Source organism: Pedobacter sp. 01T416_2 (assembly GCF_056398925.1).
The window spans coordinates 1-1,540 of the sequence record NZ_JBFTQI010001063.1 but is presented as its reverse complement, the minus strand read 5'-3'; the positions used below and the strand labels follow the sequence as shown (position 1 = coordinate 1,540).

At 35.5% G+C, this 1,540-nt stretch carries 2 protein-coding genes; both read right to left on the bottom strand.

Going from position 1 to position 1,540, the window contains the following annotated elements; all coding sequences use genetic code 11:
- Window positions 1-648: GDSL-type esterase/lipase family protein (locus AC1DPQ_RS27365; RefSeq protein ID WP_477611506.1), on the bottom strand; the 648-nt coding region annotated here is incomplete at its 3' end.
- Window positions 649-701: 53 nt separating this feature from the next.
- Window positions 702-1,540 (bottom strand): hypothetical protein (locus AC1DPQ_RS27360; protein ID WP_477611505.1); only part of this gene is annotated, 839 nt, incomplete at its 5' end.

Genomic DNA, 1,540 nt, shown 5'->3' with positions numbered 1-1,540 from the left:
AAGGTGGTGTTTTTTAAAATAATTGAATGCTTTTTTATCCCCTACAAAAACATGCTTTGGATTAGTTAAACCATAATTTGCCACAAGGCTATCAATTTTTGGAATATAAGCCTGTAATCTCAACAAGCCCTCTTCCATATATTTTGAGCTATTATAGGTATTGGGACTATACCAGATAGGATGCTGCAACACCACAATGGCCTTAGGAAAATCGGCCAATAACTTATCTACAATGGTTTTTACATTTTCAATATATCGATCAGGCGAAACCGGAGCTCCATGCGGTCCTTTTATAGCGCTATCGTTGGTACCGAGCTTTAACGAAAAAATCAATAATGCCTCTTTATTGGTAAATGCACTGGCTGCTTCTTCAACTTTGTTAAAAGTACGGCTTGCACTGGGTAAAAAATCAAAAGTGGTATAACCGCTATGGCCCTGATTACTGAATTTAACTTCGTTTATTCCTTTTTGCTTAAGCAGGTAAGCTACGGCTACAGCAGGTGGGGCATCAGCAGCATCGGCGATCTGAACGCCTTGCGTGATACTATTGCCGATAAAAACAATATTAAGATTTCTCTTCTTATGCTGTGCAGACAATAATGGGATGTTAATTAGTAAAATACTGATCAATAATAGGTATCTTTTCATCTAAAGCTGTTTTTATCGGCAACAAATTACTAATTTTACTTATTAATATAAATCTAATTTTTCATCGGTTCAAGGCCTTTTATCAACTGCAATAGTTCATCCCGCTCTTCGGCCTCCAATTCGATCATACCATTGAACATTTCAAAAATCTCATCACGCAGGTTGGAGCGCATTAAAAGATCCATCAATCGCACAAAAGTTTTCTTCTGATCGGTATTTAAACTACTAAACAATTTAGGTTCTACTTCATATAATCCCTTAATTAAATTAACCAGCGCTGGTTTCCTTAATTCTTTTTCTCTTTCGGTAGCATAAACCGGAAATATTTCATCCTGTTCGTAAGTTTCAACCAGGCGAATGGCATATTCTTTTAAAAATGGTTTACGTTTACTTTTAAGATATTCTGTTAACGCTTTAATTAGAAACCGATACTCTGCGGAAGACTTAGCGGCTCCAAATATGGCCACCTGTCCTTCATTTTCGAAACTCTTAAAATCGAAATCACGAAAAAAATCACTATCGATATAAACACTATGGAAATAATCGTCGCTCTTTTTATTTAGGGTGGTGTAATCTTTATAAATTTCTTCGCCACCGGTCAAAAAATAGTATTTAGACAGTTCTTTATGCAGGTTTTCTTTCCAATGAACGTATTTAATCTTAAAAGTAACGGCTGTATCGGGGTAAAAAAGATTAAACTCTTCTAAAGTTTTAACATTGCTACTAAAATCCAATGTTTTGCCATTTACAATGACCGAATAGTTTTTATGCCTGTTCAATTCAATAAACCAACAGAATTCGTTTATCAGGAAAGGAAGTACCGTTTCTTCTACATCTTGCTGACTGATCCTCAGATTAGTAAATGAAACAGTTGTTCCAGTTTCACCAGAAC